The organism is Modestobacter sp. VKM Ac-2986 (genome assembly GCF_026967795.1).
Taxonomy (GTDB): Bacteria; Actinomycetota; Actinomycetes; order Mycobacteriales; family Geodermatophilaceae; genus Modestobacter.
In genome coordinates this window covers 119,471-144,729 of the sequence record NZ_JAPVBH010000006.1, presented here as the reverse complement: position 1 = coordinate 144,729, position 25,259 = coordinate 119,471, and the positions used below count along the sequence as shown (strand labels likewise).

The window sequence follows — 25,259 nt, the reverse complement described above, 5'->3', positions numbered from 1 at the left end:
CGTCACTGTTCTGTCAGGCCCGCACGCGGCGGTTGCTCGGGTCGAAGGCATCCCGGATCCCGTCGCCGATCAGGTTGATCGACAGCACGATGACCAGCAGGGTGATGCCCGGGAAGTAGAAGAGCCAGGGGCGGGTGCTCGCGGCCTGGACGCCCTCGGAGACCAGGCGGCCCAGGGACGTCTCGTTGGCCGCGTTCACGCCGAAGCCCAGGTAGGTCAGCGACGCCTCGAGGATGATCGCGTTGGCCGCGGCCAGCGTCGTCCAGACGATCAGCGAGCCCAGGGTGTTGGGGATCAGGTGGCGGAAGATGATCCGCGCGTTCGAGGCGCCCATGGCGTGCGCGGCCTCGACGTACTCCTTCTCCCGCAGCGACAGGAACTGGCTGCGCACGATGCGGGCGAGGTCCATCCAGCCGAAGAAGCCCAGGATGATGCCGACGCCCAGCGGGGTGCGGGAGCTGGGGAAGTTGCTGGCCACGACGATCAGCACGACCAGCAGCGGCACGGTGAGGATCAGGTCGACCACGCGCATGAGCACGCTGTCGAGCAGCTTGCCGAAGTAGCCGGCCAGGGCACCGATCATCAGCCCGAGCGGGAAGGCGATCACGACGAAGAGCAGCACGATGAACAGCGAGCGCTGCACGCCCTGCATGAGACCGGCGAGCAGGTCGCGGCCGATCGCGTCGCTGCCCAGGAGGTACCCGCCGTTGCCCGGGGACAGCGACTGGGCGTTGGCGTCCTGGGTGGCGTAGTCCTTGCCGTCCACCAGGGGGCCGATGAAGCCGAAGACCAGCAGCAGCACGAAGATCGCCAGGCCGGTCATGCCGACCTTGTCGTGCAGGAACCGCCGGATGATCTGCTGACGCTGACTGCGCGCCTTGACGCCGAACTCGCGGTCGGGACTGCCGGTCTGGGCGGAGCCCGACTGCCCGGGCGGGACGGCCCCGGCGGTGTCGGTGGTGGCGTGGGTGAGGGCCATGTCGTTTCCTTGGTCTCTGGTCGCTGGACGGCGGGGAGGGCCGATCAGCCCAGCCGGATCCGCGGGTCGAGCACCGCGTAGAGGATGTCGGCGATCAGGTTGAACAGCACGACGAAGACGGCGCTGACCAGCAGCCAGCCGAGGACGACGTTGATGTCGTCCTGACCGATCCCGCTCTTGATCAGGTACTCGCCCATGCCGTGCCAGACGAAGACCGTCTCGGTGATGACGGCACCGCCGAACAGGGTGCCGATGCCCAGTGCCACGACCGTGGTGAGCGGGATCAGCGCGTTGCGCAGCCCGTGCTTGAGCACGGTGCGCCGGTACGTGAGGCCCTTGGCCCGGGCCAGCCGCATGTAGTCCGAGCCCAGCACGTCGAGCATGGCGGCCCGCTGAAAGCGGCTCCAGGCCGCGAAGGTCAGCAGCGCCAGGCTGACGGTGGGCAGCACCAGGTGACCGAGCCGGTCGACCCAGATCTCCGAGGGCGTGCCGTAGGCGCCGATCCCCGGGGTCTCCTCACCGATCGTGTAGAGCACCTGGCTGCCGAACAGGTCGTTGATGCCGCCGGCCACGAACTCCTTGAGCAGGGCGGCGAACCAGAAGACCGGCAGCGCGATCAGCGTGTAGGCGATGAACGTGAAGACGTAGTCCGAGGCCCGGTACTGCCGCACGGCGCCGATGACGCCGACGAGGACGGCCAGCACGACCGCGATCAGCACCGCGGCGACGATCATGCGGCCGGTGACCATGAGCCGGGGGAAGAGCTGATCGGCCACCGGGGTGCCGTTGATCGTCGTGCCGAAGTCACCGGTGACGGCGTTGCCCAGCCACCGGAAGTAGCGGACGACGAAGTTGTCGTCGAGCCCGAGCTCGGCCCGCTTGGCGTCGAAGAACGACGGCGGCGGGAGCGGCTGCAGCGTGTAGAACCTCGCCAGCGGGTTGAAGCTGGCGGCGCACAGCGCGAACACGAGGAACGAGCTGGCGAACAACACGAAGACGGAAGCCAGGATCCGTCGGATCGTGAAGAAGAACATGTGGTGACCTTACGCCGACAGCGGAAGTCGTCCGGCGGGAGCGACCAGGTGCGAGGAGCTCGTGCGGGGGTCGGCGCGGGCCGTGCCCGAGCGTCCCCGCAGCAGCTCGTGCCCGGTGTCGCCGGACGTCACGGGACCGACACGGCCGTGACACATCCGGCCCGGACGCGCCACGGCCCCCAGGGAGGACCTGGGGGCCGTGGTGTGTCCGGACCCGGCGCCGCCCGCGAGGGACGGCGCCGGACCGGGGTCGTGCAGGTGGTGCGGGATCTCAGGTGGTGCAGGTGCTCGTCCGGGAGGCCGGACGGGTCACTGGACCGTCCAGGTGCTCGAGTTCCAGAGCGGGCCGGACTGCGTCGAGTTGTCCTCGACGCCCTGGATGTTGCTCTGGTGGGCGATGAACGTGGGCTTCTGGTACAGCGGCACGGTCGCCACCTGGCCCCAGAGCAGGGCGTCGATCTGGTTGCCCAGCTCGGCCTGTGCATCCGGGTCGGGCTCGGTCTGGAACTGCGCGAACAGGGCGTCGATCTCCGGGGTGCCCTGACGGGAGTAGTTCTGGCCGACCGAGTCCGGCGCGGCCGGGGTCTCGTAGATCGACTGCGTGGCGCCACGGAACGGCGAGCCGACCCAGGCGAAGACGGCGGCCTGGAAGCCACCGCCGACCAGGCTGGTCGGGGTCTCCGGACCCTTGAAGATGTCCGGGTTGCCGTTGAAGGACGCCTCGATGCCGGCGGCCTTCAGCTGCGGGATCATGACCTCGATCGTGGTCTGGCGCAGCGGGTTGTTCACCGTGGTGTCGATCTTGATGGAGAGGCGACCGCGCTGCGGGTGGGTGTAGACCCCGTCAGCACCGAGGGTGTAGCCGGCGCCCTCGAGGAGCTCCTTGGCACCAGCGGTGTCCTGCGTCTTGTACTCGGCAGGGGTCGTGTCCTGGTACTGCGGCTGGTTGTTGAAGTAGATGCGGTTGCCCAGCACCTCGGCGTCGTCGGAGAACTGGCCGACGGTCTGGTCGACGATCTGCTGACGGTCCAGCGCCCGGGTGAACGCCTGGCGCACCGCGAGGTCGGCCAGGTGCGGGTCGAGGGTGTTGAAGTCCAGGTGCTCGAACGACAGACCGAAGGTCACGTCGCTGGTCACGTTGGGCTCCAGGCCCTCGATCTGCTCGACCAGGTCCAGCTGCGGCTGCGGGTAGATGACCCCGATCTCACCGTTGGACAGACCCTGGACGGCGGTCGTCGGGTCGTTGCCGATGTTCTGGATCACCAGCGCCTGCAGGCCGGCCGGCTCGCCCCACCACTCCGCGTTGGGGGTCAGCGTGACGGTCTGCTGACCGACGTTGATGTTCTCCTTCTTCAGCTGCCAGGGGCCGCCGGAGACGTCGCTGGGCAGGCCCTCGGCGATCGGCCAGCCGGTGGACACCGTCTGGCACAGCTCCTCGGGGGTGCTGTGGGCCATCAGGTGCGAGGGGAAGACCGGGTTGCTCGCGCCGGCCCACATGCTCTGCCAGTCGGAGTAGGGGGTCGTGTAGGTGACGGTGACGGTCTTGTTGCCCTCACCGCTGCCCTCGACCGAGGCCACCTGGTCGTAACCGGTGGTGCCCAGCAGGTCGGCGCAACCGCCGGTCGCCGGGTCGGAGTTCTTCTGCATGTTCCAGGAGAACTCGAAGTCCTCGGCGGTGATCGGGGTGCCGTCGCTCCAGACCGCCTCGGGCTTGATCTCGTAGACGTTGACCTGCGTGCCGCCCTCGGTGGACAGGGTCGGCTCGGAGACCAGCAGGTCCTCGTTGTACGTCACCGAGAAGTCCGGCTGGACGTCGAAGGTGGACGGCAGCAGCTGCGCCGAGATGTTCGCCACCGAGGTGGCGTTGCCGGCCGAGATCAGGGGGAACAGGTTCTCCGGGAAGTCCGTGGACTCACCGAAGACGACACGACCCGAGCCGCCGGTGGCCTCGCCGCCGCCGCCCTCGCTGTCACTGCCGCCACCACAGGCCGTCAGCGCCATCGCACCGGTGACACCGGTGGCGATGAGCGCTGCACTCCGCTTGCTCAACTTCACGTTCGACTGCCTCCTCGACCCGCGGGACCGCGGGGGGACGTTCAGGTGTGACCAGCCCGGGATCGCCGGGCGGACTGGGACGGACTCGCATGAACACCGCCTGTCGAACAGCTGTCGGAACGCTGTCGAGCAGGGGCGACGGGCGAACCCTAGGCAGACCCGAAAGAGTGAGTCCACGACCGTCACCGTTTTGTTACCTCACGTCACGACCTCGTCTCGCGCGCGGAACACGCAGGAGACGTGGCTCCCGCGACGGCGTCCGGCGGGCCTGTCAGGTGGCTGGGAGTGCGTGTGCGCCGGGCGCCCCCGGGTAGGTGTGGGCGGACCACCTGCCGAACCGAGGAGGACCCATGAGCGCCATGGACAAGCTCAACAACAAGGCCCAGGAACTGTCCGGCAAGGGCAAGGAGGCCGTCGGCGACGCGACCGACAACCCCGACCTGCAGGCCGAGGGCCAGAAGGACCAGGCCGCGGGCAACGTCAAGCAGGCCGGCGAGAAGGTCAAGGACGTCTTCAAGTGAGCCACCGCGGCCGCTGAGGCCGCTGCGAGAGCGCCGTCCCCGGAACGTCGGGGGCGGCGCTCTCGCACGTCCGGGCCGGGCACGCCCGCGCTGTTGTGCCCGCCCGGGTCGGGGCGCAGGATGGCCGGTGATGAGCACTGCTAACCAGATCGGGGCCGTCCCGGCCGCCGTGGACGCCGCCGCGTTCGACGCGGCCACCGCCGCCGTGCAGGCCGCGCTGGCCGCCGGCGCCCGCTACGCCGACGCGCGGGTGGTCGACCGGCGGCACGAGTCGATCACCGCCCGGGACGGCGACGTCCGCACGCTGGACCAGACGGCGTCGGTCGGGCTGGGCGTCCGGGCCCTGGTCGGCAGCTCGTGGGGCTTCGCCGCCCTCGGCGACCCGGCCGGGGACGCCGACGCCCGGCGCACCGGGGCGCGGGCCGCCGCGATCGCGCGGGCCTCGGCCGCCGTCCCCGGGCCGCCGATGGAGCTGGTCGCCGTCCCGCCGGTGCAGGGCGGGTGGTCCAGCACGTGCCTGGAGGACCCCTTCGCCGTCCCGCTGGCGGAGAAGGCCGCGCTCCTCACCGGGGTCACCGCGACGATGAAGGCGGCGGGTGTCGCGGTCGCCGAGGCGCTGTACCAGGCCTGGGACACCCGGACCGCGTTCGTCTCCAGCGAGGGCGCGCGGATCGGCCAGCACGTCGTCGAGACCGGCGCGGGCATGCACTGCCTGACCATGGGCGACGGGGAGACCCAGCGCCGCTCCTACCCGGCCTTCCGCGGCCAGTACGGCACCCGGGGCTTCGAGCTGGTGCGCGAGATCGACCTGCCCGCGCACGCCGACCGGATCGCCGCGGAGTGCCAGGAGCTGCTCACCGCCCCGCAGTGCCCCTCCGGGGACACCACGCTGGTCCTGGGTGGTGAGCAGATGTCGCTGCAGGTCCACGAGTCGGTCGGGCACGCGATCGAGCTCGACCGCATCCTCGGCTGGGAGGCCGCCTTCGCCGGCACCTCCTGGCTGGACCTCTCCCAGCTGGGTTCGCTGCGCTTCGGCTCGGAGCTGATGAACGTCACCATCGACCCGACCATCCCCGGCGCGCTGGGCTCCTTCGGTTTCGACGACGAGGGCACCCCGGCCGCCGCCCGGGACGCCGTGCGCGAGGGCGTGTGGGTCGGCGTCCTGGCCGGGCGGGACTCCGCGGCGGTGGCCGGTCTCCCCTACGCCGGCTCCGTGCGCGCCGACGGCTGGGCGCGGCTGCCCATGGTGCGGATGACCAACGTCGGCCTGGAGCCCGGGCCGCACACGCTGGAGGAGATGCTCGCCGCCACCGACGACGGCGTGTACATGGAGCACAACCGCTCCTGGTCGATCGACGACCGGCGGCTCAACTTCCAGTTCGGCTGCGAGATCGGCTGGGAGGTCAAGGACGGGCAGCGCGGGCGGATGCTGAAGAACCCCTCCTACACCGGCATCGGGCCACGGTTCTGGCAGTCGCTGGACATGCTCGGCGGCGCGGCCCCCGGCGAGTGGAAGGCGTGGGGCACGCCCAACTGCGGCAAGGGCCAGCCCGGGCAGACCGGCCACACCGGGCACGGCACCGCGCCGGCCCGCTTCTCCGGCGTCCGGGTGGGGGTGCGCGGGTGACCGCCGACCTCGACGCCCTCGCCGCCGCCGTCCTCGGCGAGGTGCGCCGGCAGGCCGGGCCCGCCGCGCAGGCCACCGTGCGCGTCGAGCAGGCAGCGCTGGCGCTCACCCGGTTCGCCGACTCCGCGATCCACCAGAACGTCGCCGACGAGCGTGTGACGGTGCACCTGCAGCTGGCCGTGGACGGCGGCCGGACGGCGACGGCGGCGACCACCCGCGCCCGCCCCGGTGCGCTCGCCGACCTGGTCGCCGCCACCCTGGCCGCGGCGCGGCTGCGCCCCCGCGACCCGGACTGGCCCGGGCTCGGGACGCCCGCGCCACCGACCTCGGCCGGCTCCCACGACCCCGCGACCGCCGAGGCCTCCCCCGCCGAGCGCGCGGCCGGCGTGGCCGCCTTCGTCGAGGGCGCCGGCGGGCTGAGCACCGCCGGCTTCGTGCAGACCGCGTCGCTGACCACCGTGCTCGCCGACACCGCCGGCCGGCACCTGCGTGGCGCGACCACCTCGGCGATCGGCGACGGCATCGCCCGGCTCACCGGCGCCGACGGCGTGGCCCGCGCGATGACCGGGCGGCTGGCCGACCTCGACTGTGCCGCCCTCGGTGCACGGGCCGGGGCCAAGGCCCGCGCCGGCGTGGACGCCGTCCCGGTCGACCCGGGCCGGTACGCCGTGGTGCTGGAGCCGGCCGCGGTGACCGACCTGGTCGCCGGGCTGGTGTCGGGGCAGTTCAACGGCAAGGCCGTCGTCGACGGGACGTCGGGGCTGCGGCTGGGCGACCAGCAGTTCGACCCCGCGGTCACCCTGGTCGACGACCCGCAGGGCGGCGTCGGGCTGCCCTTCGACACCGAGGGGACGCCGACCGGGCGCACCGAACTGGTGCGCGACGGCGTCCCGGTCGGCCTGACCACCGACCGGCGGGTGGCCGCGGCGCTCGGGCGGACGTCGTCCGGGCACGGCTCGGACGTCGGCTCCACCTGGGGCCCGGTGGCCGGCGACCCGGCGCTGTCGGCCGGTGACGGCGGCACGGTCGAGGAGCTCGTGGCCGGGCTGGACCGCGGCCTGCTGGTCAGCGACCTCTGGTACACCCGGGCCGTCGACCCGAAGCGGTCGGTGTGGACCGGGCTGACCCGCAACGGCGTCTGGCTGGTCGAGGACGGGCAGGTCGTGGCCCCGGTGAGCACGCTGCGCTTCACCCAGTCCTACCTGGAGGCCCTCGCCCCGGGTGCGGTCACGGTGGGCTCGGTGGTGGAGGGGCAGCCGACCCGGCTGATGGGGCCGATGGGCTACAACCGGGTCGCGGTGCCCGCGCTGCGGCTGGCCGCCTGGAACGTCACCGGCAACGCCGCGGGCTGAGCGAGCGGGTCAGTCGCGGGCGGGGAGACCGAAGGAGCGCCAGGCGCTGTCCAGCTCGATCATCTCCGCGACCTCCGGGGGCATCCGGCCGGCGACGACGTCGGCCAGGGTGACGTTCTCCAGCACCCGGCGGTAGGCCTCGCGCGCGGCGACCCAGACCGAGGACAGCGGCGCCGCCGCTCCGGGGTACTCGACGTCCTCCGGCCGCTGGCCGTGCACCTCGGCGAGGAAGCCCTGCTCGACCCGCATGACCCGGGCGATGGAGACCTCCGACGGCGGCAGGGCCAGCCGGTACCCGCCCTCCCGGCCGCGCTGGCTGGTGACCAGCCGGGCGTGCTGCAGGTCGCCCAGGATGGCCTGCAGGAAGCGCGCCGGGATGCCCTGCGCCTGCGCGATCCGGTCGGAGGTGAGGGACTCGGGGGCGACGGCGGCCAGCTCGACGGCTGCCCGCACCGCGTAGTCGACCCGGGCGGAGATGCGCACGGAGGTCAGTCTGCCGTGTCTGGGAAGCTGGCCCCCGTGTCGCAGCTGCGGTTCACCACTCTGGTGGACGCCCCGCTCACCGTCGCCTTCGACGTCGCCCGCGCACTGGGGCGCCCGTGGGCCCGCCCGCTGACCGAGGTGGTGTCGCAGCGACCCTGGCGCGACGAGTACCGGGCCTCGCACGGCGGCGGGCGCCTGGTGCACACCCGCACGTTCCAGGCCACCGCCGCGGGCACGCTCGTGCACGAGCAGGTCGACGGGCTGCCGCGCGGGCGGCGGCGGGTCGCCCGGGCCATGGCCGCGCACCTGGACGGCTACGCCGCCGCGGCCGCCCGGCGCGCGCTGGACGTTACCCAGGTGGTCGGCGCGGCCCTGGTCGACGACCGGCGCCGGGTGCTGGTCGCCCAGCGCGGCACCGGCGGGCTGGCCGGGCTGTGGGAGTTCCCCGGCGGCAAGGTGGAGCGCGGCGAGTCCGACCTGTCGGCGCTGGTCCGGGAGTGCCGGGAGGAGCTGGGTGTCGCGATCGCCCCGGGGTCCTTCCTCGGGGAGGTGCCGCTGGACGGGGTGGTGGCCGGCGGCGCGCCGGGCGCCTCGACGCTGCGGGTCTGGTCCGGGCGGGTGACGGACGGCGAGCTGGTCGCCCACGAGCACTCCGAGCTGCGCTGGCTGGGCGCCGAGGAGCTGGAGGCGCTGGACTGGATCCCCGCCGACCGGCCGCTGCTGCCCGCCGTCCGGGCCCTGCTCGCCCGGCCGTGACCCCTCCGGCCCCCGCGTGTGGGACGATCGGGGCGTGACGGACTGCGGCGTTCCCCTCGTGGCGCGCCTGCACGTCGACCTGGCGCGCGTCTGCAGCGCCGCGTGTCGCGCCGCGCGCTGACCCCCGGCCCCAGTTCGGCAGCCCCTCCCCGCTGCACTCCCCCCGGCCGCGTCGCGCACGTCCCGTGCGCAGCGCAGATGGAGATCTCCTGACGTGTCCACCCCCACCCGCAGCAGCAGCCGGCCCGTCCGTGGACAGGGCCAGTGGGCGCTGGGCTACCGCGAGCCGCTGAACCCGAACGAGCGGATGAAGAAGGACTCCGACGGGCTCGAGGTGCGCCAGCGGATCATCGACATCTACTCCAAGGCCGGCTTCGACTCCATCGACCCCGGCGACCTGCGTGGGCGGATGCGCTGGTTCGGGCTCTACACCCAGCGCGCCCAGGGCATCCCCGGCGGCAAGACCGCCGTGCTGGAGCCCGAGGAGCTCGAGGACCGCTACTTCATGCTGCGCGCCCGCATCGACGGCGGCCAGCTCTCCTCCGACCAGCTGCGCGTGCTGGCCGGCATCAGCACCGACTTCGGCCGGGACGTCGCCGACGTCACCGACCGGCAGAACATCCAGTACCACTGGATCCGCATCGAGGACGTCCCGGAGATCTGGGACCGCCTGGAGTCCGTGGGCCTGTCGACCATGGAGGCGTGCGGCGACACCCCGCGCACCATGCTCAACTGCCCGCTGGCCGGCGTCCTGGCCGACGAGGTCATCGACGCCACCGGCGTCATCGCCGAGACGGTGGAGAAGTACGTCGGCAGCCCGGAGTTCTCCAACCTGCCGCGCAAGTTCAAGACCTCGATGTCCGGCTGCGTCGACCACTGCACCGGCCACGAGATCAACGACCTCTCCTTCGTCGGGGTCGTGGACGCCGACGGCGAGGCCGGCTACGACGTCTGGGTCGGCGGTGGCCTGTCGACCAACCCGAAGCTGGCCGTGCGGCTGGGCGTCTTCGTCCGCCCCGACCAGGTCTCCGACGTCTGGGCCGGGGTGTGCTCGGTGTTCCGCGACTACGGCTACCGCCGGTCGCGGACCCAGGCGCGGCTGAAGTTCCTCCTCGCCGACTGGGGTCCGGAGAAGTTCCGCCAGGTGCTGCAGGACGAGTACCTGCACGAGGCGCTGCCCGACGGCCCGGCCCCCGCGCCGGCCGCGCACGACCAGCGCGACCACGTCGGCGTCTCCAAGCAGCGCGACGGGCGCAATGTCCTCGGCTTCGCGCTGCGCACCGGCCGGGTCAGCGGCACCCTGCTCGCCCAGGTCGCCGAGCTCGCCGACCGGTACGCGCAGGGCCGCATCCGGACGACGGCGCAGCAGAAGCTGGCCATCCTCGACGTCGCCGACGATGCTGTCGAGCCGCTGATCGCCGAGCTGGACGCCCTGGACCTGCAGGTGCGCCCCAGCGCCTTCCGCCGCGGCACGATGGCCTGCACCGGCCTGGAGTTCTGCAAGCTGGCGATCGTCGAGACCAAGGCCCACGCCCAGGAGCTGTTCACCGAGCTGGAGAACCGGCTGCCGGACTTCGACGAGCCGATCGCGATCAACGTCAACGGCTGCCCCAACGCCTGCGCCCGGTTCCAGACCGCGGACATCGGCTTCAAGGGCATGATCGTCACCAACGCCGCCGGCGAGAGCGTCGAGGGCTTCCAGGTGCACCTGGGCGGCCACCTCGGCATCGAGGCGACCTTCGGCCGCAAGCTGCGCGCCCACAAGATCACCAAGGACGAGACCGCGGACTACTGCGAGCGGGTGCTGCGCGGGTTCATGGAGCGGCGCAGCGAGGGCGAGCGGTTCGCCGCCTACGTGGCGCGGGCCGAGGACGACTGGCTGCGATGAGCGAGAGCGGGTCGGGAAGGCAGCGCCAGCTGCCGGTGTTCCACTGCCCGTACTGCGGTGAGGAGGACCTCCTCCCGCACGGCGAGGACCCGGACGGCTGGCGCTGCGGCGCCTGCCTGCGGAGCTTCACCGTCCACCTGACCGGAACGGGGGTCCAGCGCCCATGACGACTGCGATCGCGACACCGACGCCCGAGCTCGCCGCCGAGGCCGACGCCCGCTTCGAGGGCATCGCCGACCCGGTCGAGCAGGCGCTGGCCGTGCTCACCTGGGCCGGGGAGACCTTCGGCGACTCCTTCGCCATCACCTCCTCGATGGCCGACGGTCTGCTGGCGCACCTGGCCGGCCGCGCCGTCCCCGGGGTGAACGTGGTGTTCCTGGAGACCGGCTACCACTTCGCCGAGACCATCGGCACCCGCGACTGGATCAGCAGCGTCATGCCGATCACGGTGCACAGCATCATGCCGGCGCGCACCGTCGCCGAGCAGGACGCCGAGCACGGGCCGCGGCTGTACGAGCGCGACCCCGACCTGTGCTGCGCGCTGCGCAAGGTGCAGCCGCTGGCCGCCGCCCTGGCCGGCTACACCGCCTGGGGCTCGGGGGTGCGCCGCGACGAGTCGGCGAGCCGCACCGGCACGAAGGTCGTCGACTGGGACGCCAAGCGCGGCATGGTGAAGGTCAACCCGCTGGCCGCCTGGACGCAGGACGACGTGGACGCCTACATCGCCGAGCACCAGGTGCCGGTGAACCCGCTGGCCGAGATCGGGTACGCCTCCATCGGCTGCGCGCCCTGCACCCGCCCCGTCGCCCCCGGCGAGGACCCCCGGGCCGGCCGCTGGGCCGGCAGGAACAAGGTCGAGTGCGGGCTGCACACCTGAGGGAGGACCTCGTCCCTCCCCACGACGCGCGCCGCGGGGCCCTGGGACGAGGCCGAGGACGGCAGGATCGGCGCATGGCCCGCACCCCGCTCAGCCCTGAGGACCTCGCCGACGCCCTGGCGGAACTGCCCGACTGGGCCGGTGACGTGCACGGCATCCACCGCCGGACCCGGGGCATCGACTTCCGTGCCGCCGCGGCGCACGTCCTCGCCCTGGCCGACGTCGCCGACGCCCTGGACCACCACCCCGACGTCGAGATCGGCTACGGCACCCTGACCGTGCACCTGCTGACCCACTCGGTCGACGCGGTGACCGAGCTCGACGTGGAGTTCGCCCGCCGCGCCGACGAGCTCCTGGCCGCCGAGGGCTGACCGCGCACTCGGTGGTTCCCGCGGGCGCCGACCTCGGGCACGCTGGAGCAGTGCGACCCGTGCAGATCGTCTTCGACGCCCAGGACCCCGGGCGGCTGGCCACCTTCTGGGCTGCCGCGCTGAGCGACCGCGGCTACCGCGTACCCGGCCCACCCGACGGTGCGGCCGACTGGCCCAGTTGGCTGGCCGCCCGCGGCGTGCCGGAGGACCACTGGAACGACGCCTCCGCCGTGGAGAGCACCGACCCGACCCAGCCCCGGCTGTTCTTCCAGCGCGTGCCCGAGCCCAAGACGGTCAAGAACCGGGTGCACCTGGACCTGCAGGCCGGCGGCGGGCCGTCGGTGCCGCCGGCCGAGCAGCAGCAGCGGATCGCCGCAGCCGTCGAGCGGCTCACCGCCCTCGGCGCGACGTTCGTCGAGGACCGGTCCGGGATGGGCACCTCGTGGGCCGTGCTGACCGACCCGGAGGGCAACGAGTTCTGCACCTGAGCGGCGTGCCTGCGGTACCTGCCGGTGTCGGCAGGACCGTCCCGTCGAGCGCCGCGACCCGCTGGAGCCCCGGCCCGACCGCGGCCGGGGCTCCAGGTGTCAACGGGTCAGCTGCCGACCCGGCCGCCGTCGGTGCGGAAGACGACCGCGACGCTGGGGCGCGGGAACGGCCGCCGGGTCGCGCGGTCCGGCCAGGTGCTCGACGGCTTGTCCAGCGTCGAACCGCTCGTCTCACCCGGGTGCTGCACCGAGACGAAGACCGACCGGGCGTCGGAGGTGATCAGGGGTCCGCTGCACTCCGCGCCCAGCGGCACCGTCAGGAACGCCTTGAGGTGCCCGCGCTCGGGTCCGGCCGTCGGCACGGCGAACAGCCCGTCGTTGCTCCCGGCGAAGGTGCCGTCCGCCCGGTTCACCGTGGACAGCACGTTGCCGTCGGTGGAGATCCACAGGTTGCCGGCCGGGTCGAACTCCAGGTTGTCCGGGCAGGACAGGGCGCTCACCTGCGTCTTGTCGTACCCGGCGAAGTACGTCCCCGGGAGCTCCGGGTCACCGGCGACGAGGAAGACCCGCCAGTAGAAGTCGTCACCGGCGATCCCGTCGGTCTCCAGCCACTCCAGCACGTGGCCGTTGCGGTTGCCGACGCGCTCCTTGTAGGTCCTGTCCGCCGCGTCGAAGGCGAAGGAGGTGGCCACCGGGTTCGCCTCGTCGGCGACCGTGCGCTGCGAGTTGTTCGTCAGCGCTGCATAGACACGACCGTTGACCGGGTTGACCTGGATGTCCTCGGGCCGGTCCATCCGCGTCGGCAGCTTGGCCGGGTCGAGGACGACGACCTTCGTCGGGTCCGGGAAGTCGCCGGCGGCGTCCAGCTGCTTGCCCAGCCGGTCGGCGGCCAGTCGGGTGAAGGTGAGCACCCAGGCCACCGACTTGCCCGGCACCATCGACTTCCCGTCCTTGACCAGCGGGATCCACTGACCGGTGCCGTCGAACTCGCCGTCGGCCGGCAGCGTCGCCCGGCCGTCGATCTGCGCGGCCGGGGAGTCGCCGGTGAAGCGTCCGACGTAGAGGTCGCCCTCCTCCAGCAACGTCAGGTTGTGCGCGCGGGAGGCCTTGTCCTGACCCGGCCGGTAACGCTTCCTGGACACGAACTTGTAGATGTAGTCGAACCGCTCGTCGTCACCGGAGTACGCGACCACCCGTCCGTCCTCGGCGATCTGGACGTTCGCACCCTCGTGCTTGAACCGTCCGAGCGCCGTGCGCTTCTTCGGGGTGGACGTGGGGTCGGAGGGGTCGAGCTCCACGACGTAGCCGAACCGGTTCGGCTCGTTGGGCTCCTTGGTGATGTCGAACCGGGAGTCGACCTGGTCCCACCGGCGACCGGGGGGCTTGGTCGTGGAGATGCCGTACCGGGCGTTCCGCGGCTCCTTCGGGTTCTCGACCACGACCGTCGACGCCCCGAAGTACTGGTTGAAGTTCTCCTCCCCGTGCAGGGTGGTGCCCCAGGGGGTCATCCCGCCGGCACAGTTGTTCAGCGTGCCGCGGACGGTGCGCCCCGCAAGGTCGGCGCTGGTGCGCACGTACTCGGAGCCGGCGACCGGACCGGTCAGCTCGAACGCGGTGTCGGTGGTGATGCGCCGGTTGCGCTTGCCGGCGGGGTCGGGCCGCCAGCTGCCGGTCCGCCCGTCCCGGCGCACCTCGACGACGGAGATGCCGTGCGCCATCATCGCGATGCGCTTCTGCACGGGAGTGGTGGGCGCGTCCTCGCTGGCCACCCCGGAGAACATGAGCTGCTCGTTGGTGTACTCGTGGTTGACCACGAGGAGTGCCCGGCGGCCGTTCTTGTCGAGGGGCAGCAGCCCGATGTAGTCGCAGTTGTAGCCGAACTGCATCGCCTGGGCCTCCGGCGTCTGGGCGTCGACGTCGAACTCCGGCGCGTTCGGCAGGACCCGGTCACCCCAGCGCATCACGACGGCGTACTGGTAGCCGTCGGCGGTGACGAGCTCGTCGAGGAGGTTCTGCTCGACCGGCTCGAAGGTCAGCGCGGAGTCGGGCCGCGGACGCCACTTCTCCGTCGGCATCTCGGTGGCCATCGCCGGCGTGGACCGGAGCGGACCCGCCGCCACCACGAGGGCCCCGGCACCGGCGGCCTTGAACAGGGTGCGCCGGCTGAAAGCACCCTCGATGACGTCACCGATGGCCGGGTTGTCCGTCGTGTTCGGGACCTGCGAGTCGCAGGCGTTGCCGCACTTGTAGTAGCACGTCGAGTGGCTGCGACTGCCGTGCCGGACCGTGTTCAGCAGCGGGAGCAGCAGGCGGCGGTGAGCGGGGACGATGTCCGTCATGAGGGTCCTCTGATCGGCGTGACTTCCCGCTCGACGCTAGGTGTGGCCAGCCCCCGCGACCACGAACAGCAGGTGAACCCGGGGTGATCTGTGGGTCGGCTGTGACGCCTGGTGCGCGGGTCAGTCGGTGACGGGCAGGACGAGCAGCCGGAGCAGGCGGTCGACCTCGGCGTCGGGGTCGGCGGTCAGGCCGGTGTGCACCGGGCCGGGCTGGACGACGGTGCTGCGCGGCGCGGTGAGCCAGCGGAACCGCGAGCCCAGCGCCTCCCGCCCGGCGGCCCCCACGCCCACCGCGGCCGCGCAGACGTCGGCCGAGGCCTGCAGCGCGGCGGTGATCGCGACGGGGTCGGCGGTGGGGTCGAGGGCCCGCAGCCGGTCGACGTCCAGGTGCACGCGCGAGCCCAGGTAGTCCCGCTGACGGCAGTAGACCAGGACGCCGGCGTTCAGCGACTCCCCGCGCTCCACCCGCGGCACCACCCGCAGCACCGCGTACTCGAAGGTCTCCCTCACCGCTGCGTCACGCCCTCCGGCGGCGGCGGGCCCAGCCAGGACGGCCGGTTCTCACCCCGCGGGGCACTCCCCCGGCCGGCGCCCCCGGCGGCCGCGGCGGCGACCACCCCGGGCAGCCAGGCGGCCCGGGCGTCCAGCCGGCCCAGCAGCTGGTCGACGTAGCGCTCGCGGACGGCGTCGGGGGCGTCGTCCGGGCTCGGACCCTCCAGCCACGCGTCGGGCACCTGGGCGAGGACGTCGGTGAGCAGCGGCCGGGTGACCAGCCGGCCGAGCGCGGCGTCGGCGGCCGGGACGTCGGGGGCACACTCGATCAGCGCGTGCTGGGCGGCGTCGTAGGCGCGGGTCACCGCGGCCGGGGCACCGGGCCAGTGGTGGTGGAAGGTCAGCGCGGCGCCGTGGTCGATCAGGTGCAGCCGACCGTGCCAGAAGAGCATGTTCGGGTTGCGCCACGAGCGGTCGACGTTGCCGATGAGCGCGTCGAACCACAGCACCCGCCCGGCGAGCTCCGGGGTGACCCGCGCGGCCCCGGCCTCGAAGTCCAGCGCCCCGGGCAGGTAGTCCATCCCGAGGTTGACCCCGGCGGAGTTGCGCAGCAGCTCCTGCACCTCATAGTCCGGCTCCCCCACCGCGAGCTCGGGGACGACGTCGACGGTCACCAGCGCGGGCACCGGCAGCGACAGCCGGCGGGCCAGCTCACCGCAGACCACCTCGGCGGCGAGCACCTTCACGCCCTGGCCGGCGGCCCGCCACTTGACCACGTAGGTGCCCAGGTCGTCGGCCTCCATGAGACCGGGCAGGGAGCCACCCTCGCGCAGCGGGGTGACGTAGCGGGTGGCGGAGACGGCGGCGAGCACAGTGCGGCCGACCCTACCGGCAGGCCGCGCGCAGACTGGGCTCGTGGGACTCCTCCGCCGCGCCACCGTCGCGCAGTACGCCGACGCCCCGTTCACCTACCCCGAGGTGGGTGGCACCCGCTCCGGCGCGCTGCCCGCCGGCTACCACCTGGTCGAGCGCGAGCACGTGGTCGGCGCCGGGCGGGAGGCCTTCGAGCGGGCGGCCGCGGCGGTGTTCCGCTGGGACGCCCAGCGCGGCGCCGGGCTGCGGATCCGCGCCGACGGGCCGGCCAGCACCGTGGGCACCGTCGTCCTGATGACCGCCGGGCTGCCGCGGCTGGGGCTGGACGTCCCGTGCCGGGTGGTCTGGGTCGTCGACGAGCCCGACCGCCGCGGCTTCGCCTACGGCACGCTGCCCGGGCACCCGGAGAGCGGCGAGGAGTCCTTCGTCGTCCGGCTGCGTCCCGACGGCGGGGTCGTCTACGAGCTGCGGGCCTTCTCCCGGCTGGCGACCCCGCTGTCGCGGCTGGGCGCCCCGGTCAGCCGGCGCGTGCAGACCCTCGCCCTGGACCGGTACGTCGCCGCGATCGGGCGGGCCGCGGCGGGCTAGGCCCCGGCGTCTGCGCGCTCGCGCTGGAGCATGTCCTTGCTGCGCACCAGGCGCAGCAGGGTGACCACGAACAGGCCACCGGCCATGTTGAGCAGGGTGGTGTACCAGAACCAGGCCGCCCAGTCGCCGTAGCCGAACGGGGCACCGGCGTGCAGCGCGGCGAAGACGATCAGCGAGTCCAGGATCGAGTGGAACAGCTGCAGCCCGGCCAGGACCAGGGCGCCGGCGACCGCGGCGACGATCTTGGCGACGTCCGAGGTGGTCCCGTGCTGCATGCGGGTCATCAGCGTGATGGCGATGCCGGCGAGGAAGGCCAGCGAGGCCGACTGCAGGTCCAGCGGGGCGTCGACGAAGTGGGTCGCACTCTCGATCGCGGTGGCGTGCAGGTCGGGGAAGGCCTGCACGACCAGCCACATGAACAGCCAGCCGCCGACCAGGTTGCCCACGAGGGTGCCCGACCACAGCTTGCCCAGCTGCGCGGTGCTCCCACGGCCGGCGGCGACCGCGGTCACCGGCACCAGGAAGCCCTCGGTGAACAGCTCGCTGCGGGCCAGGGCGAGGGCGATGAAGCCGACGGAGAAGGCCAGGCCGGCGAGCAGGTGGCTGCCGGTCTCGGCGTAGACGGCGAAGAGCACCAGGACGCCGGTGGCCACCTCGATGCCGCCGGCCAGGCCGGTGGTCAGCACCTCGCGCCAGCTGCGGTGCAGCCGCTGCGCGCCCTCGCTGACGATCGTGTCGAAGGCCTCCTGGAGCTGGTCCTCCTGCGGGCCGTCGCTGTCCCCGAGCTCGCTGCGGGCGTCGGTCTGGTCGTGGACTGCCACGGTGCTCCTCGTGCTCGCACACGCCGACGTCCGCTGCTCGGACTGCGCGTCGTCCCGGAGCTACCCCCGGGACGGCGTCCCGCACACGCTGATGGGGTCCCGGCGCTCGGTTCGTGCAGCGCTGGGACCCCGTGGCGGTGACTAGCTGAGCGGGGTGACCGTCGTGGCCGGGTCGCCGTCGGCGGCGGCGGCGAGCGCGGGCACGACCTCCTCGATCAGGTAGGGCAGCGACAGCGGGCTGCCGAAGCCGAGCGCGGCGGAGACGTCGCCCTCGTACCCGCCGAGCAGGACGGTGCGGCCGGTGGTGACGACGTCGAGCGCGGACAGCAGCGTGTCGGCGTCGGCCTCGGCCTGGTCGTAGCCGTTCACCGCGAGGAGGTCGGTGTCGAGCAGGTCCATCCGCTCCTGGCTGACGTCGGTGCTGGCCTCGGGGACGGTGAAGCCGAGGCCGGTGAAGAACTGGGTGCGCAGGTCGTCGCTGCCGAGCAGGTAGTGGCCCGAGCCCACGCCGGTGAGGTCGACGGAGAGCTGCTTGCCGGCGAAGTCGGGGTTGGCGCCGACGGCCTCGTCGAAGCGGGCCTCGACGTCGTCGACGAGCTGCTGGGCCTGGTCCTCCCGGCCCAGCGCCTCACCGGTGAGCAGCGTCTGCTCCTGCCACGGGGTGGCGCCGTCGGCGTACTCGTCGGTCTGCGCCAGCGTGGGGGCGATCTGCGACAGCTGGTCGTACACCGGCTGGTCGATGTAGGAGTACACCCCGACGATCAGGTCGGGGTCCAGCGCGGCGATGGCCTCGAGGTCGAGCTCCAGGCCGCCGACGGTCGGGATCTCCGCCCCGCCGAGCTGTTCCTGCGCCCACGGCCGCGCCGGGGCGTCGTACTCGCCGATCAGGTCGCGCACGCCGACCGGGACGACGCCCAGCGCCAGGACGAAGTCCTCGTCGTTGAACCCGACGGTGACCACCCGCTGCGGCTCGGCCGGGATCTCGGTGGTGCCGAACTTGTTCTCGATGCTGACCGGGAAGGCCGTCGAGGACGACGGGGCGGCGGCGGACGGAGCAGCCGCCTCGTCGTCGGAGCTGCCGCCGCAGGCGGAGAGCCCGGCGGTGAGCGCCAGCACGGCGAGGGGGACGGCGAGACGGGACGGGCGGGACACGGGCGGGCTCCTCATGATCAACGACTGACCGGCAGAGGTTAGCCTGTCCTTACCCACACCCCGCAGGGGGTGCCCGTCAGCGCTTCGGCAGCTCCAGCGCCGACGGGCCGAACTGCTCCACCCGGATCGCCGTCGTCGGCACACCGAGCTCGACCAGCAGCTGGGTGGCCGTGGTGGCGAAGCCGGTCGAGCCGCACACGAACACCGTCTGCCCCGGCTCGACCAGCGGGAAGAGGTCCATCCCGGTCAGCCGGGACGCCGGCCGGATGCCCCGCGCCTCACGGGTCAGCACGATCTGCGCACCGGCCTCGGCCAGCTCGTCGGCGTAGGGCAGCGCGGCCAGGGTGCGGGCGGAGACCGCGACCCGCAGCAGGTCCAGCCGCCCGATGTCGCGGGCGTGCCGCACCATCGCCACCAGCGGGACGACGCCGCTGCCGCCGCCGACCAGCAGCGCGGGCGTGACGCCGTCCCAGACGAACCAGCCGCCGATCGGTCCGCGCACCTCCAGCTCGTCACCGGGCTCGACGACGTCGGCGAGGTAGGTCGACACCTCGCCGTCGTCCAGCCGCTCGACGAACAGCTCGACCAGCGGGTCACCCGGCGGCGAGGCCACCGAGTAGGACCGCTGCGCGGTGTAGCCGTCCTCGGCGGTCAGCCGGACTACGTAGTGCTGACCGGGCAGGTGGTCGACGCGGTCGTGCACGTCCAGGCGCAGCTCCACCGACCTCGGGATCGGGCGGCGGACGCCGGAGACGGTCGCGGTCGTCCAGCCGCCCGCCGGTGCGCCGCCTCCGGCGGTGAGGCCGGTCGCGCCCGAGTTCGGGCCCGGGTCGCTCACGCGTCGCCCTGGTAACGCTGCTGCTTCCACGGGTCGCCGCGGTCGTGGTAGCCGTTCTGCTCCCAGAAGCCGGGCTGGTCGCGCTCCATGACCGTGATCCGGCTGATCCACTTGGTGCTCTTCCAGAAGTACAGGTGCGGCACCAGCATCCGCACCGGACCACCGTGCTCGACGGCGAGCGGCTTGCCGTCGAACTCCCAGACCAGCCACGCCTTGCCGCCGGTGACGTCCTCGATCGGCAGGTTGGTCGTGTAGCCGGTCTTGGCCGTCTCCATGACGAACCGGCCCTCGGGCTTCGGCCGGGCGACCTCCAGCAGCGAGTCGACGCTGACGCCGCCGAAGTGGGTGTCGAACTTCGACCAGGTCGTCACGCAGTGGATGTCACCGCGGTACTCGGCCCCCGGGAGCGCGTGCGCCTCGTCCCAGGTCCAGGTCGTCGGGTTCTCCACCGCGCCGTCGACGGTGATCGACCACGTCTCGGGGGTGATCCGCGGCGTGGGCTCGGCGGTCAGCACCGGCCAGTCGGAGCCGGCGTCGTACTGGCCGGGTGGCAGCCGGGGGTCGCCGGCGCTGCGTCGGCGGCCGAGGAAACCGCGGGTGGGTCCGGGCACGGCGTCGTCCTCTCGGGGCACTGCACGGGTCGGGGCGGGCCGATCTTCCTCCACCGCGCACACGGCCGTCCAACGGCACCGGAGGGCCGGGAACAGCCCGGTCGGCTCGCGGTGTTGCCCAGCTGCCGGAGGAAGTACGCCCTTACATGACGACCGTCACGGCGGGTTCACCTGCGTGTCACGTGTGGAGTGGGCCTACCGTGGCCTCCGTGGCGACAGTGACGACGCAACCGGCCCAGCGCAGGGCCCCGAAGACCGGGCGGTTCAGCAACTCGGTCGTGAAGAAGACCGTCATGGCGGTCTCCGGGATCATCATGATCCTGTACTTGCTGGCCCACATGGTGGGCAACCTCCACGCCTTCGGTGGAGCCGAGGAGTTCAACGGCTACTCGCACTGGATCCGCACGATCGGCGAGCCCGCCGTGCCGGAGCAGACGACGCTGTGGATCATCCGGCTCGTCCTGCTGGCCTCGGTGGTGCTGCACTTCTGGGCGGCCATCTCGCTCTGGCGCCAGGCCCGCCGGGCCCGCCCGGTGCCCTACGTGACCAAGAAGCGGGTGCAGCAGAGCTTCGCCTCGCGCACCGTCCGCTGGGGCGGCGTCATCCTGGCGCTGTTCATCATCTGGCACATCCTCGACCTCACCTTCGGGGTCGTGAACCCGGCCGGCACGGGGACCACCCCCTACGACCGGCTGATCGCCAGCTTCTCCAACATCCCGATCACGCTGTTCTACGTGGCCTCGATGCTGATCCTGGGCTGGCACATCCGGCACGGCGTCTTCGCCGCCACGCAGACCCTCGGCCAGACGAACAAGAAGCGCGAGCGCGCGGTCAACGCCATCGCCTACGTCGTCGCCACCCTGCTCACCGCGGGCTTCCTGCTCGTGCCGCTGTCCATCGCCTTCGGCCTGATCGACTGAGACAGGAGCCCCAGCCATGACACTCGAGCTGTTCACCGTCGGCGAGCCGATCGCCGACACCAAGGCACCCCGCGACGTCCCGATCAACGAGCGCTGGAACGAGCGCAAGTTCCGGGCCCGGCTGGTCAACCCGGCCAACCGCCGCCGTCTCTCGGTCATCATCGTGGGCACCGGCCTGGCCGGCGGCTCCGCCGCCGCGACGCTGGCCGAGGCCGGCTACCGGGTCAAGAACTTCTGGTTCCAGGACAGCCCCCGGCGCGCGCACAGCGTCGCCGCCCAGGGTGGGATCAACGCCGCCAAGAACTACCGCAACGACGGCGACAGCGTCCACCGGCTGTTCTACGACACGGTCAAGGGCGGGGACTTCCGCGCCCGCGAGGACAACGTGCACCGCCTGGCCGAGGTCAGCGGCGCGATCATCGACCAGTGCGTCGCCCAGGGCGTGCCCTTCGCCCGCGAGTACGGCGGCCTGCTCGACAACCGCTCCTTCGGTGGCGCGCAGGTCTCCCGCACCTTCTACGCCCGTGGCCAGACCGGCCAGCAGCTGCTCTACGGCGCCTACCAGGCCCTCGAGCGGCAGATCGGGCTGGGCAACGTCGAGCAGCACCCGCGCACCGAGATGCTCGACCTGGTCGTCGTCGACGGCAAGGCCCGCGGCATCGTCGTCCGGCACCTGATCACCGGTGAGATCAGCACCCACATGGCCGACGCCGTGGTGCTGGCCTCGGGCGGCTACAGCAACGTGTTCTACCTGTCGACGAACGCCAAGGGCTCCAACGTCACGGCGGCCTGGCGGGCGCACAAGCGGGGCGCGCTGTTCGCCAACCCCTGCTACACCCAGATCCACCCGACCTGCATCCCGGTGAGCGGCGACTACCAGTCGAAGCTGACCTTGATGAGCGAGTCGCTGCGCAACGACGGCCGCGTCTGGGTGCCCAAGGAGCGCGGCGACACCCGCGACCCGCGGCAGATCCCCGAGGACGAGCGCGACTACTACCTCGAGCGCATCTACCCGGCGTTCGGCAACCTGGTGCCCCGCGACATCGCCTCGCGCCAGGCCAAGAACGTCACCGACGAGGGCCGCGGGGTGGGCCCGGGCGGACTGGGCGTCTACCTGGACTTCACCGACGCCATCCAGCGCCTGGGCCGCAAGGCCATCGAGGCCAAGTACGGCAACCTCTTCGACATGTACAACCGGATCACCGGTGAGGACGCCTACGAGACCGGGATGCGGATCTACCCGGCCGTGCACTACACGATGGGCGGGCTGTGGGTCGACTACGACCTGCAGTCGACCATCCCGGGCCTGTTCGTGATCGGTGAGGCCAACTTCTCCGACCACGGCGCCAACCGCCTCGGCGCCAGCGCGCTGATGCAGGGCCTGGCCGACGGCTACTTCGTGCTGCCGAACACGATCAACGACTACCTCGCCGACGGCCCGTTCCCGAAGGTCGACGCCACCCACCCGGCGGCGGTCGAGGCCGAGCAGTCGGTGCGGGCCCAGACGGAGAAGCTGCTGTCGATCAACGGCACCCGCACCGTCGCCTCCTTCCACCGCGAGCTCGGCAAGCTCATGTGGGACTACTGCGGCATGGAGCGGTCGGAGGAGGGTCTGCGCAAGGCCCTGGACCGCATCCCGGAGATCCGCCGGGAGTTCTGGACCAACGTCAAGGTCTCCGGCGAGCAGGGCATCTACAACCAGAACCTCGAGCACGCCGGCCGCGTCGCGGACTTCATCGAGCTCGCCGAGCTGATGTGCGTCGACGCGCTGCACCGCAACGAGAGCTGCGGTGGCCACTTCCGGGCCGAGAGCCAGACGCCTGAGGGTGAGGCGCTGCGCGACGACGAGAACTTCGCCTACGTCGCGGCCTGGGAGTACACCCCTGAGGACGTCCCGCCGGTGCTGCACCGCGAGGCCCTCGAGTACGAAGTCGTCCACCTCGCACAGCGGAGCTACAAGTGACCAGCACCGAGACCCGCACGATGAGCCTGACGCTGAACATCTGGCGGCAGCGGGACCGCACCAAGAAGGGCAAGATGGTGACCTACCACGTCACCGACGTCTCGCCCGACATGTCCTTCCTCGAGATGCTCGACGTGCTCAACGAGAAGCTGATCCTCGAGGACGACGACCCGATCGCCTTCGACCACGACTGCCGTGAGGGCATCTGCGGCTCGTGCGGTGTCATGATCGACGGCATCGCGCACGGCCCCGAGCAGACCGCCACCTGCCAGCTGCACATGCGGTCCTTCAAGGACGGTGACGTGCTGGACATCGAGCCGTGGCGCTCCGGCGGCTTCCCGGTGGTCAAGGACCTCGCGGTCGACCGGTCGGCCTTCGACCGGATCATCTCCGCCGCCGGGTTCATCAGCGCCCCGACCGGCACGGCCCCGGACGCACACGCCACCCCGGTGCCCAAGAACGACTCCGACGCCGCGTTCGACGCCGCGACCTGCATCGGCTGCGGCGCCTGCGTCGCCGCCTGCCCGAACGGCTCGGCGATGCTGTTCACCGCCGCCAAGGTCGCCCACCTCGGTCTCATGCCGCAGGGCCAGCCCGAGCGCGACAGCCGGGTGCTGAAGATGGTCGCCCAGCAGGACGCCGAGGACTTCGGTGGCTGCAGCAACATCGGCGAGTGCTCCGCGGTCTGCCCGAAGGGCATCTCGATGGAGACCATCTCGCGGCTGAACCACGACCTGCTCGGCGCCCTCCGCGCCGGCGCGGTCCCGTCCAGCTGACAGAAGGACCCCCGCACCACCGGCCCGGGCCGGCACCCCTCGTGGGTGCCGGCCCGGTCTGCGTCAGGCCGGGGTGATGCCCAGCCGGTCGACCAGGAACAGGAAGGACACGGCGAAGTCGTTGTCCGCGGTCTCGCTGCGCAGCCGCGTCCAGTCGACCTGCTCGCGCACCGCCCGCACGTGCGGCAGCAGGGCGCCGAAGTCGCAGTAGTGCTCGGTCATCGCGCGCAGCTTGCTGCTGAGCAGGTCGGTGGTCGGCAGCACCGGGAGCCGGACGCCCAGCAGGTCCATCTCCTCGGAGCGGCCCAGCAGGTCGGCGGTCACCGGCTCCCCGACGACCCGGTGCAGCAGGTCGACCACGACGCCGTCGGTGCACGCCTTGAACAGCCAGTCCTCGGGCGGGCGGACCACCTCGAACCCGGCGGCGTCCAGCACGGCGGCCGCCTTCTCGACGTCGTCCTCGGCCACCACGAAGTCGACGTCGTTCTCCGACTCCGGCGCCCCGTGGGCCCACAGCGCGTACCCGCCGGCCAGGGCGAACGGGACGCCGTCGTGCTTGAGGGCGGAGGCGGTGCGCTTGAGGGCCCCGCGCAGGGCGTCCCGGTCGGCAGGCACGCGGTCTCCTCTGTTCCGTGGGCAGATCGGGTGTGCGCCTACCCGGGCGGGTAGTCGGTCACCCGTGCGCCTCGCGACCTTCAACATCCTCCACGGCCGCTCCCCCGCCGACGACCGGGTCGACGTCGACCGCTTCGCCGCGGCCGTCCGGCACCTGGACGCCAACGTCCTCGCGCTGCAGGAGGTGGACCGGGGGCAGGAGCGGTCGAACCACGCCGACCTCACCGCCGTCGCCGCCGAGGCGATGGGCGCGGTCGCGCACCGGTTCGTCGCCGCCATCTCCGGCACACCGGGTGCGACCTGGATGGCCGCCACCGGGCGGGAGCAGCCCGGGACGGCGGAGTACGGCATCGCCTTGCTGTCGCGGTACCCGGTGCGCTCCTGGCAGGTCGTCCGGCTCTCCCCGATCCCGTTCCGCTTCCCGCTGTGGCTGCCCGGCCCGCGCAAGGTGATCGTGGTGCACGAGGAGCCGCGGGCCGCCGTCGTCGCGGTGGTCGAGACGCCGACCGGCCCGCTGACCGTGGTGAACACCCACCTGTCGTTCGTGCCGGGCTGGAACCGGCGGCAGCTGCGCCGACTGCAGCGGGACCTGACGACGTTCCCCGGGCCGCTGGTGCTGATGGGCGACCTGAACATGACCCCGCCGACACCGGCGCGGGTCACCGGGTGGACGTCGCTGGCCGACGGGCTCACCTTCCCCGTGGAGGACCCGGACCGGCAGCTGGACCACGTGCTGCTGCGCGGGGAACTCGGCCCGGTCACCGCGACGTCCGCACCGGCCCTGCCCCTGTCGGACCACCGGGCGCTCACCGTCGACATCGGCTGAACGGGGACCATGGG

Annotated in this window: 26 protein-coding genes; 14 read left to right on the top strand and 12 right to left on the bottom strand. The window is 72.4% G+C overall.

Annotated elements, in window-relative coordinates; all coding sequences use genetic code 11:
- Positions 1-13 precede the first annotated feature (13 nt).
- The 3 genes from O2W14_RS16135 to O2W14_RS16125 form a co-directional block, all read right to left on the bottom strand.
- On the bottom strand, positions 14-979 hold the full coding sequence (locus O2W14_RS16135; protein ID WP_269177131.1) for an ABC transporter permease: 966 nt from the start codon (positions 977-979) through the stop codon (positions 14-16).
- Between the two features lie 44 nt (positions 980-1,023).
- Positions 1,024-2,013 carry an ABC transporter permease gene (locus tag O2W14_RS16130; protein ID WP_269177130.1) on the bottom strand — a complete coding sequence of 330 codons (990 nt, stop codon included), beginning with the start codon at positions 2,011-2,013 and terminating at the stop codon, positions 1,024-1,026.
- Between the two features lie 309 nt (positions 2,014-2,322).
- Positions 2,323-4,068: an ABC transporter family substrate-binding protein gene (locus O2W14_RS16125; protein ID WP_269177129.1), complete on the bottom strand. Its 1,746-nt coding sequence runs from the start codon at positions 4,066-4,068 to the stop codon at positions 2,323-2,325.
- A 350-nt stretch (positions 4,069-4,418) separates the two neighbouring features.
- Between O2W14_RS16125 and O2W14_RS16120 the strand changes: the two genes are divergently transcribed.
- From O2W14_RS16120 to O2W14_RS16110, 3 genes are all read left to right on the top strand, one after another.
- The gene (locus tag O2W14_RS16120; protein ID WP_269177128.1) at positions 4,419-4,589 is read left to right on the top strand and encodes a CsbD family protein; all 171 of its coding nucleotides are present in this window, start codon (positions 4,419-4,421) and stop codon (positions 4,587-4,589) included.
- A gap of 130 nt (positions 4,590-4,719) precedes the next feature.
- Positions 4,720-6,216 (top strand): TldD/PmbA family protein, encoded by a 1,497-nt coding sequence (locus O2W14_RS16115; protein WP_269177127.1) that lies wholly within the window; start codon positions 4,720-4,722, stop codon positions 6,214-6,216.
- Positions 6,213-7,568: a metallopeptidase TldD-related protein gene (locus O2W14_RS16110; RefSeq protein ID WP_269177126.1), complete on the top strand. Its 1,356-nt coding sequence runs from the start codon at positions 6,213-6,215 to the stop codon at positions 7,566-7,568. The genes O2W14_RS16115 and O2W14_RS16110 overlap by 4 nt, the downstream gene beginning before the upstream one ends.
- 9 nt (positions 7,569-7,577) lie before the next feature.
- On the opposite strand, the gene O2W14_RS16105 is transcribed toward O2W14_RS16110, so the two are convergent.
- Entirely contained in the window at positions 7,578-8,051 is a 474-nt protein-coding gene (locus O2W14_RS16105; protein ID WP_269177125.1) for an RrF2 family transcriptional regulator, read from the bottom strand.
- Positions 8,052-8,087: 36 nt separating this feature from the next.
- Between O2W14_RS16105 and O2W14_RS16100 the strand changes: the two genes are divergently transcribed.
- The 6 genes from O2W14_RS16100 to O2W14_RS16075 all read left to right on the top strand — a co-directional run bounded on the left by O2W14_RS16100 (position 8,088) and on the right by O2W14_RS16075 (position 12,431).
- Positions 8,088-8,807 carry a (deoxy)nucleoside triphosphate pyrophosphohydrolase gene (locus O2W14_RS16100; protein WP_269177124.1) on the top strand — a complete coding sequence of 240 codons (720 nt, stop codon included), beginning with the start codon at positions 8,088-8,090 and terminating at the stop codon, positions 8,805-8,807.
- 214 nt (positions 8,808-9,021) lie between these two features.
- Positions 9,022-10,695 carry a nitrite/sulfite reductase gene (locus O2W14_RS16095; protein ID WP_269177123.1) on the top strand — a complete coding sequence of 558 codons (1,674 nt, stop codon included), beginning with the start codon at positions 9,022-9,024 and terminating at the stop codon, positions 10,693-10,695.
- Entirely contained in the window at positions 10,692-10,862 is a 171-nt protein-coding gene (locus O2W14_RS16090; RefSeq protein WP_269177122.1) for a hypothetical protein, read from the top strand. Before O2W14_RS16095 ends, O2W14_RS16090 begins: the two co-directional genes overlap by 4 nt.
- Positions 10,859-11,572, top strand: coding sequence for a phosphoadenylyl-sulfate reductase (locus O2W14_RS16085; RefSeq protein WP_269177121.1), 714 nt, complete (start codon positions 10,859-10,861; stop codon positions 11,570-11,572). The genes O2W14_RS16090 and O2W14_RS16085 overlap by 4 nt, the downstream gene beginning before the upstream one ends.
- 74 nt (positions 11,573-11,646) lie before the next feature.
- Positions 11,647-11,943 (top strand): 4a-hydroxytetrahydrobiopterin dehydratase, encoded by a 297-nt coding sequence (locus O2W14_RS16080; RefSeq protein WP_269177120.1) that lies wholly within the window; start codon positions 11,647-11,649, stop codon positions 11,941-11,943.
- Between the two features lie 50 nt (positions 11,944-11,993).
- The gene (locus tag O2W14_RS16075; protein ID WP_269177119.1) at positions 11,994-12,431 is read left to right on the top strand and encodes a VOC family protein; all 438 of its coding nucleotides are present in this window, start codon (positions 11,994-11,996) and stop codon (positions 12,429-12,431) included.
- A 107-nt stretch (positions 12,432-12,538) separates the two neighbouring features.
- Here the strand turns inward: O2W14_RS16075 and O2W14_RS16070 are convergent, their stop codons facing one another.
- The 3 genes from O2W14_RS16070 to O2W14_RS16060 form a co-directional block, all read right to left on the bottom strand.
- Positions 12,539-14,770 (bottom strand): PhoX family protein, encoded by a 2,232-nt coding sequence (locus tag O2W14_RS16070; protein WP_269177118.1) that lies wholly within the window; start codon positions 14,768-14,770, stop codon positions 12,539-12,541.
- Positions 14,771-14,890: 120 nt separating this feature from the next.
- Positions 14,891-15,280, bottom strand: coding sequence for a DUF3037 domain-containing protein (locus tag O2W14_RS16065; RefSeq protein WP_269177117.1), 390 nt, complete (start codon positions 15,278-15,280; stop codon positions 14,891-14,893).
- Positions 15,277-16,134: a HipA family kinase gene (locus tag O2W14_RS16060; protein WP_269177116.1), complete on the bottom strand. Its 858-nt coding sequence runs from the start codon at positions 16,132-16,134 to the stop codon at positions 15,277-15,279. The genes O2W14_RS16065 and O2W14_RS16060 overlap by 4 nt, the downstream gene beginning before the upstream one ends.
- A gap of 43 nt (positions 16,135-16,177) precedes the next feature.
- Between O2W14_RS16060 and O2W14_RS16055 the strand changes: the two genes are divergently transcribed.
- Positions 16,178-16,723: a DUF1990 family protein gene (locus O2W14_RS16055; RefSeq protein ID WP_269177115.1), complete on the top strand. Its 546-nt coding sequence runs from the start codon at positions 16,178-16,180 to the stop codon at positions 16,721-16,723.
- Here the strand turns inward: O2W14_RS16055 and O2W14_RS16050 are convergent.
- The 4 genes from O2W14_RS16050 to O2W14_RS16035 form a co-directional block, all read right to left on the bottom strand.
- Positions 16,720-17,544 carry a formate/nitrite transporter family protein gene (locus tag O2W14_RS16050; protein WP_269177114.1) on the bottom strand — a complete coding sequence of 275 codons (825 nt, stop codon included), beginning with the start codon at positions 17,542-17,544 and terminating at the stop codon, positions 16,720-16,722. The genes O2W14_RS16055 and O2W14_RS16050 overlap by 4 nt on opposite strands.
- A gap of 141 nt (positions 17,545-17,685) precedes the next feature.
- Entirely contained in the window at positions 17,686-18,696 is a 1,011-nt protein-coding gene (locus tag O2W14_RS16045) for an iron-siderophore ABC transporter substrate-binding protein (protein WP_269177113.1), read from the bottom strand.
- A 76-nt stretch (positions 18,697-18,772) separates the two neighbouring features.
- On the bottom strand, positions 18,773-19,534 hold the full coding sequence (locus O2W14_RS16040) for an FAD-binding oxidoreductase (RefSeq protein WP_269177112.1): 762 nt from the start codon (positions 19,532-19,534) through the stop codon (positions 18,773-18,775).
- Positions 19,531-20,145 (bottom strand): sulfite oxidase-like oxidoreductase, encoded by a 615-nt coding sequence (locus O2W14_RS16035; RefSeq protein WP_269177111.1) that lies wholly within the window; start codon positions 20,143-20,145, stop codon positions 19,531-19,533. The genes O2W14_RS16040 and O2W14_RS16035 overlap by 4 nt, the downstream gene beginning before the upstream one ends.
- Before the next feature lie 209 nt (positions 20,146-20,354).
- Here O2W14_RS16035 and O2W14_RS16030 point away from each other — a divergent pair, with 209 nt between their 5' ends.
- The 3 genes from O2W14_RS16030 to O2W14_RS16020 are packed head-to-tail and all read left to right on the top strand — an operon-like array spanning position 20,355 to position 23,804.
- Entirely contained in the window at positions 20,355-21,065 is a 711-nt protein-coding gene (locus O2W14_RS16030; RefSeq protein WP_269177110.1) for a succinate dehydrogenase cytochrome b subunit, read from the top strand.
- Positions 21,066-21,081: 16 nt separating this feature from the next.
- Positions 21,082-23,028, top strand: coding sequence for a fumarate reductase/succinate dehydrogenase flavoprotein subunit (locus O2W14_RS16025; RefSeq protein WP_269177109.1), 1,947 nt, complete (start codon positions 21,082-21,084; stop codon positions 23,026-23,028).
- Positions 23,025-23,804, top strand: a complete 780-nt coding sequence (locus tag O2W14_RS16020; protein ID WP_269177108.1) for a succinate dehydrogenase/fumarate reductase iron-sulfur subunit — start codon at positions 23,025-23,027, stop codon at positions 23,802-23,804. Before O2W14_RS16025 ends, O2W14_RS16020 begins: the two co-directional genes overlap by 4 nt.
- Positions 23,805-23,867: 63 nt before the next feature.
- Here O2W14_RS16020 and O2W14_RS16015 read toward each other — a convergent pair whose 3' ends face one another.
- Entirely contained in the window at positions 23,868-24,419 is a 552-nt protein-coding gene (locus tag O2W14_RS16015) for a nucleotidyltransferase family protein (protein WP_269177107.1), read from the bottom strand.
- A gap of 64 nt (positions 24,420-24,483) precedes the next feature.
- On the opposite strand from O2W14_RS16015, the gene O2W14_RS16010 reads away from it, so the two are divergent.
- A complete protein-coding gene (locus O2W14_RS16010) occupies positions 24,484-25,245 on the top strand; it encodes an endonuclease/exonuclease/phosphatase family protein (RefSeq protein ID WP_269177106.1) in 762 nt (253 codons plus the stop codon).
- Positions 25,246-25,259 lie beyond the last annotated feature (14 nt).